Genomic DNA, 7045 nt, shown 5'->3' on the forward strand with positions numbered 1-7045 from the left:
AGTAGCCCCTCAACTCTTGCGGACTATGCTGGAAAACGCCATTGTGCTCATCACCGGTGCCAGCAGCGGCATCGGGGCAGCCTGTGCCACGCTTTTTGCCCGTTCTGGGGCCAAGCTGATCCTGGTGGCCCGCCGTCAGGAGCGTCTGCAGGAGCTGGCTATGGAGTTGCAGCAGGCTTACGGCGCTTCCTCATACTTGCTGACTTTGGATGTGCGGGACAGGGCAGCCGTACAACAGGCGCTCCAGTCTTTGCCGCCGGTCTGGGCTGAGATCGACATCTTGATCAACAACGCCGGCCTCAGTCGCGGCTTGGACAAGCTCCACACCGGTGCTCTGCAAGATTGGGAGGAGATGATCGATACCAACATCAAGGGCTTGCTGTATGTTACCCGCGCCGTCTTGCCCGGCATGGTGGAGCGGGGCCGCGGCCATGTGGTGAACATCGGCTCCATTGCCGGTCGGCAGACCTATCCCGGCGGCGCCGTCTATTGTGCTTCCAAAGCCGCCGTGCGGGCCATCTCCGAGGGCCTGAAGCTGGATCTGCTGGGCACCCCCATTCGCGTCACCGAGATCCAGCCCGGCTTGGTGGAAACCGAGTTCAGCCAGGTGCGCTTCCACGGCGATCGCGAGCGGGCGGCAGCAGTCTATCGGGGCCTCACCCCCCTGACGGCGATGGATGTGGCCGAGGTGGTGCTGTTTGCCGTTACCCGTCCCCCCCACGTCAACCTCAGTGAGGTCTTGCTGGTGCCCACCGACCAGGCCAGCACGACAATGGTGCATCGCCGATAAGGATGCGAAGATCCCGATCCCTTCGCTTGTTCGGTATTCACCCCCCCATCCCTGGGCGACAATGGCGGCAAAGGGGGTGGGCCCATGGGAGTGGAAAGCGGGATCCTCATTGGGTTGGGCATCGGCCTACTCGGCACGCTGATTTTGCTCTGGCAGAGTCGGCGCCGCTTCGGCCGCCAATTGCAACAGTTGGGATCCCTGCTGCACGTGCCCCTGCCTCTGAGTTCGCCAGAACAGATGCTCAGCCGGCTCAGCCGCCACCTGCGCCAACAAGAACTGGAGTGGGCCAGCCAAAAACGACACCTGCAAGACTGGCAGTATCTCAGCCACCACCTGCCCTGGGGATACCTGCGGGTGGACGAGAACAACGTGGTCCTGGAGTGTAACCCTGCCGCTCAACGCCTGCTGCACATTGGCCAGTGGCAGCCGGGCGTCAAGCTCCTGCTGGAGTGGGTGCGCTCCTATGAGTTGGATCAGCTCATCGAAGCCACCCGCCGCCAGGGGGCCAACACGCCCATCCAGAGCCGCGAATGGATCTTCTACCCTTCCGGCGGCGAGAATAAACCGGTTCCGCTGCGGGCTTGGGGGCTGCCACTGCCGCAGGGGCAGGTTGCCATCTTTTTGGAAGACCGGCTGGAAGCTACCCTGCTAGCCCAACAACGGGATCGCTGGGCCTCGGATGTGGCCCACGAGCTGAAAACCCCCCTCACCTCGATTCGTCTGCTGGCCGAAACTTTACAAAGCCGGGTCGACACCGCGCAAGCGGTTTGGGTGGAACGATTGCTGAACGAGACGCTGCGCCTCAGCCAGTTGGTACAAGACTTGTTGGAACTGAGCGCCCTTAACTTGGGGGCCGGATCCCGCTCCCAATGGCGCTGGGTGGATCTGGCAGCCTTAGTGCGCGAAGCCTGGCAGAGCTTAGAACCGCTGGCCAAGCCCCGTCACCAGGAACTGCACCTGAGCAGCCCCTCCCAGCTCTATCTCTGGGGAGATGAACAGCGCCTCTACCGCCTCATCCTCAACCTCTTGGACAACGCCGTCAAATATGGCGCGCCCGACTCCCCTGTCCACGTGCTGCTCTTGGAACAGGGATCCCAGGTGCGGCTGGAGGTGTACGACCACGGCCCTGGCCTGCCAGAGGATCAATTTGAGCTGGTCTTTCAACCCTTTTACCGCACCGATGCGGCGCGGGCCCGCAGCAAAGGCGGCACCGGCCTGGGGCTGGCGATCGTGCGGCAAATTGTGGAACTTCACGGCGGCACAATCCGCCTGCGCAATCACCCACAAGCAGGTGGGCTGTGGGTGCAGGTGGAACTGCCCCGGAAACGCGCCGATGCCCTGTGAAAGCTGCCCAGAAGCGCTCCCGTCAACATCGCCAAACCCTTCGGCCTGAGAATTGCCGCAGATTTTCCTGCGGCGGGACTATCCATCTTGGAGGGGATCCCCTACAATTGGGGTAGGTAATCTTTACAGTTCATCCTACAGGCATTCGGAATGGGCGCCGACTATCATTCCGCTGATTTGTTGTCGGAGCGGGAACTGCAGGTCATCGAGTTGATTGCTGCAGGGCTGACCAATCAGGACATTGCGGAGCGCTTAGAGATTAGCAAACGTACCGTTGACAATCACATCAGCAACATTTTGAGTAAAACCCGAACTGCAAATCGGGTGGCTTTGGTACGCTGGGCTCTGCAATGGGGAAAGATTTGCCTGGACCAGGTCAATTGCTGCACCCTAGTGGATGACAAAATTGCCTAGCCCCATCTTGCTTTACCAGTAGCCAGATGCCCAACGTAGAGTCTTAATCAGGGGATTTTTTTGCGTTTTGCACCGCGATTGCTTCTGGGAGCGGGGGTGAGGGGAAGAAAGAGGCTGCCGAGAGCCCTTGGGAAGTCTTCCAGTTTGGCTAGAGGTAGCTACATTTTGAGTTGTGTAGGTTGAGTTGTCATCCGTGAGCATCCCTGAGCTGAAACGTTACGCTGTTCGCTACGATTCCATGCCCCTGATGGTTTATCGGGAAGTGGCTGCCCATTTGGCCTGTGTTTCAGGGGTAGAAACGGAGCTGGAGTGGAAAAAAGACTCCAGCTTTCGCTACCAAGACAGCCAAGTAGAGGCGTTGCATATTTGTCAAAAACCCGGTGCCGACCCAGAGCAAATTAAGCGCATTCTCGACCACTACGGAACGTGGCAGTATAGCCCCTTAGAAGAATAGCCCTTTCTGCAATTAAATAAAAAAGGGAGCCCCAGGGGTGGGGATCCCTTGACGATTCCTCTGCAAGTTCTGGGACAGAAGCCGTTCAGCCAGTAGCCTGGCTTTGGTCAGACAGATGCAATCTACGGGCCAAACCCAGTCTTGCCAGCACCCAAATGGCCCAGTAGGTCATGTCGATCTCCCACCAACGCAAGCCTGCTTTCACGCGCTTCGGGTCGGCGTGATGGTTGTTGTGCCAGCCTTCACCATAGGTTAAGATGGCCGCCCACCAAAGGTTACGGGCATTGTCGTCGCTCTCGAAAGTTCGGTAACCCCAGAGGTGGCTGGCAGAGTTGATCAACCAGGTGCAGTGCAGCAGCAACACCGTCCGCACAAAGATGCCATAGATGACGAACGACCAACCCCCCAGCAAGTAGAGCACGGCAGCCAGCGGCAATTGCAGCAGCAGCCCATACTTGTCCAGCCAACGATAAAAAGGATCCCGAGCCAAATCCGGCGCAAAAGCAGAATACTTCTCACGGTTAAAAAACTCTTCCCGTTGGTAAATGAGCCAGAGCATGTGGCTCCACCAAAAGCCTTTGCGAGCAGAGTAGGGATCTCGCTCTTCGTCTTCAGTAAAAGCGTGATGCTGACGATGGCCGCCCACCCAGAAAATCGGCCCCCCTTGGATGGCGAGAGCGCCGAAGGTAGCAAAGACATATTCCAGCCACTTGGGCACTTGGAAACTGCGATGGCTAAGAAGACGATGATACCCTAGGCAGATGCCCAAGCTGCCGAAGCACCAGTGAAGCAATAGAGCCACTCCCAGGGCCGGCCAGGAAAAGTAAAAAATGCCGCCCACCAAAGCGAGGGCGTGAAAAACAATGAAAAAGAGAACAAATTCCCAGGCAAACCGGAAAGACTTTTGGGGCTCAGGCTGAGTGAGCGAAGCAGAACGGTCAGGATTATCCAGCGATTGGGAAGGAAGGGAAACGGCCATGAACCAGCAAAACCTCAGAAAAAGAGAAAGGGCAGCGCAGAATCAAATACCTCCTCACAAAGTTGCTTCTCATGCAAAGGCCACCGAATCCCTGACTCAGCTCACAAGGAGCTCACAACCCTGAAAGGCAAACCGGGATCCCTGAAGGCCCGCCCAAGCAAGCCCCAGCAGTGAAAGCGGCTACAAGAGAGCAGAAAAGCAGCAGGTTTGATCTCGCCTGAGGCTAAGCTTAACGATATTTCACCTCGAATGCAAGCGCTACTTGCAGGCTGCTGCCGTTCTCTAGGGTTTTCTCCTAACTCCTTACCCCATCACCCACCATGGCACGTTCTTCCTCTCGGCAAAGGCTGCTAGACGCGGCTCGGGAGCTGTTTGTTCGTCAGGGCATTACCCAGACCACCACCCGTCAAATCGCAGACCTAGCCGGCGTTAATGAAGTCACCCTATTTCGGCACTTTGGCAGCAAGCAGGGGCTGCTCTTGGCCGTGTTTGGTGAGCTGGGGGTCTTTTCCGGCATTGCCGATCTTCCTCTCCAGGGGGATCCCGCCTCATTCCAAGGCTCTGGGCTGCAGGCCATTCTGCTGCGCTATGTCCACACCTGTTTTCGGGCGCTGGCCGATAATCCTGAGCTGGTGCGCTCTTTGGTTGGAGAAGCAGGCTTTTATTCCGAGGAGCATCGCCGCGCTCTGAGGCTCGGCTTTTCTCAGGCGCAGGAACAGCTAACACAATACTTGCAACAGTTCCCCGGCTCTGAGTTCCAATCGGTCGAGCCCGAGCGCCTTCACCGAGCCGCTGGGGTTTTACACCTGATGATTTTGGGGGCAGCCGTGTTGGCCGTCACCGCCGGCCTGCCCTCGAGCGGCGAGGAGAAGTTGTCCCATGGCCGCTCATCAAACGCTGAAAGCGAACCAATCCCAGACCTACTCCAAGCCTGCGTAGAGCTGTGGATGGCAGGCTTGACCGACGTGAAAAAGGCAGAGAGCTAGCCTCCTCTCATGCGGCTTTAGGACTCCGTCCTGCTATCGCGAGTGGCGGGACGAAAACAGGCGATGGGCACCAAAAAGAGGGGAAAAGAGAGGAGGTTGTAAGCCGGGTTCTGTAGTGGGGCGTTCTTTCAAAACTTTCAAGAACTAACCCGCACTGGCGATCATCCATCTGGGAGTGATGTTGCCATCACCCTCTAGCGGCTCACCACCATCGAGAGCACCCTTCCCCAGCGTCTACTGGGTACCGTGATCTCGATGCAGCCGACAGGGGCGAAGAACAGCCATGATCCTGCGGCTGCGGCCTTGCTTTCCACCGGGGTTTACCGAGCCAACGCCTCTCGACGTTGCTGGTGGGCTCTTACCCCACCTTTGCACCCTTACCTGTGCTGGGATCCCAGCCATCGGCGGTATGTTTCTGTGGCACTGTCCTCGCGGTTACCCGCACTGGGAGTTTCCCCAGCGGTGTGTTCTTCTGAAAGCCCGGACTTTCCTCATCCCGCTGTCTGGTGGCGACAGCAAAGACGCGATCGCCTGCCCCTCCTCTCTCTTCACCTCGATCCTACTGCATTTCCCAAACCCGGAGATCACCTCCATCACCACAGCCGCCGCGCTTTCGGTGCCATGCCAAACAAGCAGATTGAGGATCTGGATGGCAGCAGCTCTCATACCTGAGGTAACACAGCGGCAGAGCGAGCAAGCTCTGTAAAAGAACTCCCCTCTCCCTTGGGGAGAGGGGCTGGGGGTGAGGGGGGTGGAGAGCCTTAGTAGCGATGCACCAGCCTGTTGAGGGGCTTGAAGATATCTGCCTCAAATTTCTTGCCCTTGAGCATGCGGTTCCAGTACAGCCAGGGCAACAGGTGCACCTTGGCCAGGTACATGGAGTAGCGCTCTCGTGTTGGATCCAGGGGGAAAGAGGGAGCTAGCTTTGCGTCATAGGCAAACTCCGCCATGATCAGGGAGTTGTAGCCGGTGATCAGGGGGCAGCAGGTGTAGCCGTCGTAGCGGGCCGGCAGCGGCTTGGACTGCATGGCCGCCAAGAGGTTTTCCGCCAGCACCGGCGCCTGCTTGCGGGCTGCGGCTGCCGTCTTGGAAGTCGGCAGGGAAGAGGCATCCCCCAAAGAGAATACGTTGGGGTAGCGGGGGTGTTGCAGCGTCCACTTGTCCACCTCCACCCAGCCACCAGGTCCCGCGAGGGGGCTGCGCTTGACAAAGTCCGGGGCGCTCATGGGCGGAGCCACGTGGATCATGTCGTAGTGCAGGCTTACCTCCTCTTTGCCATTGTCGGTGGTGACTTCAAAGATGGCCTCCTGCGTCTCGGGCCGGATGGCCTTGAGGTTGTGCCTGAACTTTACCTGGATCCCGCGGCGCTCCACCACTTTCTCCAGGGCGGCGCTGTATTCCGGCACCGCGAAGAGGGTGGGAGTGGCAGTACAAAAGATAACTTTGGTGTTGACCCCAACGCCGCTTTTGCTCTTAAAGACGTCGTCGGCCATGTACATGATTTTCTGGGGCGCGCCGCCGCACTTGATGGGAGTGGCGGGGTAGGTGAAGATGGCCGTGCCCCCCTGGAAGTTGCGGATGGTCTCCCAGGTGTAGGGGGCATAGTCTTTGGAGTAATTGCTGGTCACGCCGCCCTTGCCCAATGCTTCCGGCAGACCCTCGATCAGGTGCCAGTCAATTTGGATCCCGGGGGCCATGATGAGGTAGTCGTATTCGATAACTTGGCCGGCCTCGGTGATGACGCGGTTGTGATCCGGATCCAGCTCGGCCACCCGCGCTTGAATCCACTTGGCTCCCCTGGGGATGACGGTTTTTTCATCGCGAACAAACTTGGCCAGCGGCGCAATGCCCCCGCCCACCAGCGTCCAGCCGGGCTGGTAGTAGTGCTTGTCGGAGGGCTCGATGATGGCAATGTCGAGGTTGCGCTGGCGCTCCAGCAACTGGGCTGCTGCACTGATGCCGGCTGCCCCTCCCCCGACGACGACAATCTGATGATGGTGAATAACTGCAGGAGAACTCCCAGAAGCAGCCCCCTGCACCTCGGAGCGCGCGCCGTTTTGCGGCACTGCTGCTGACTG

At 58.7% G+C, this 7045-nt stretch carries 7 protein-coding genes and 1 other RNA gene; 5 read left to right on the forward strand and 3 right to left on the reverse strand.

The annotated features are described in order from the left end of the window. The first annotated feature begins 25 nt into the window (after positions 1-25). From NW857_RS07015 to NW857_RS07030, 4 genes are all read left to right on the forward strand, one after another. On the forward strand, positions 26-790 hold the full coding sequence (locus NW857_RS07015) for an SDR family oxidoreductase (RefSeq protein ID WP_414334417.1): 765 nt from the start codon (positions 26-28) through the stop codon (positions 788-790). Between the two features lie 84 nt (positions 791-874). After that, the gene (locus NW857_RS07020; protein WP_414334419.1) at positions 875-2134 is read left to right on the forward strand and encodes a sensor histidine kinase; all 1260 of its coding nucleotides are present in this window, start codon (positions 875-877) and stop codon (positions 2132-2134) included. Between the two features lie 150 nt (positions 2135-2284). Beyond that, positions 2285-2548, forward strand: coding sequence for a helix-turn-helix domain-containing protein (locus NW857_RS07025; protein WP_414334421.1), 264 nt, complete (start codon positions 2285-2287; stop codon positions 2546-2548). Between the two features lie 193 nt (positions 2549-2741). Next, entirely contained in the window at positions 2742-3002 is a 261-nt protein-coding gene (locus NW857_RS07030) for a hypothetical protein (protein WP_414334448.1), read from the forward strand. An 85-nt stretch (positions 3003-3087) separates the two neighbouring features. Here NW857_RS07030 and NW857_RS07035 read toward each other — a convergent pair whose 3' ends face one another. Further along, a complete protein-coding gene (locus tag NW857_RS07035) occupies positions 3088-3981 on the reverse strand; it encodes an acyl-CoA desaturase (RefSeq protein ID WP_414334423.1) in 894 nt (297 codons plus the stop codon). Positions 3982-4301: 320 nt separating this feature from the next. Between NW857_RS07035 and NW857_RS07040 the strand changes: the two genes are divergently transcribed. Next, positions 4302-4967, forward strand: a complete 666-nt coding sequence (locus NW857_RS07040) for a TetR/AcrR family transcriptional regulator (RefSeq protein ID WP_414334425.1) — start codon at positions 4302-4304, stop codon at positions 4965-4967. 83 nt (positions 4968-5050) lie between these two features. On the opposite strand, the gene rnpB is transcribed toward NW857_RS07040, so the two are convergent. Beyond that, positions 5051-5512, reverse strand: an RNA gene (rnpB, locus tag NW857_RS07045) — RNase P RNA component class A. Positions 5513-5728: 216 nt separating this feature from the next. Beyond that, positions 5729-6970: an FAD/NAD(P)-binding oxidoreductase gene (locus NW857_RS07050; RefSeq protein WP_414368462.1), complete on the reverse strand. Its 1242-nt coding sequence runs from the start codon at positions 6968-6970 to the stop codon at positions 5729-5731. Positions 6971-7045: the final 75 nt, after the last annotated feature.

It is taken from the genome of Synechococcus sp. H55.9 (assembly GCF_047462355.1).
Classification (GTDB): Bacteria; Cyanobacteriota; Cyanobacteriia; order Thermostichales; family Thermostichaceae; genus Thermostichus.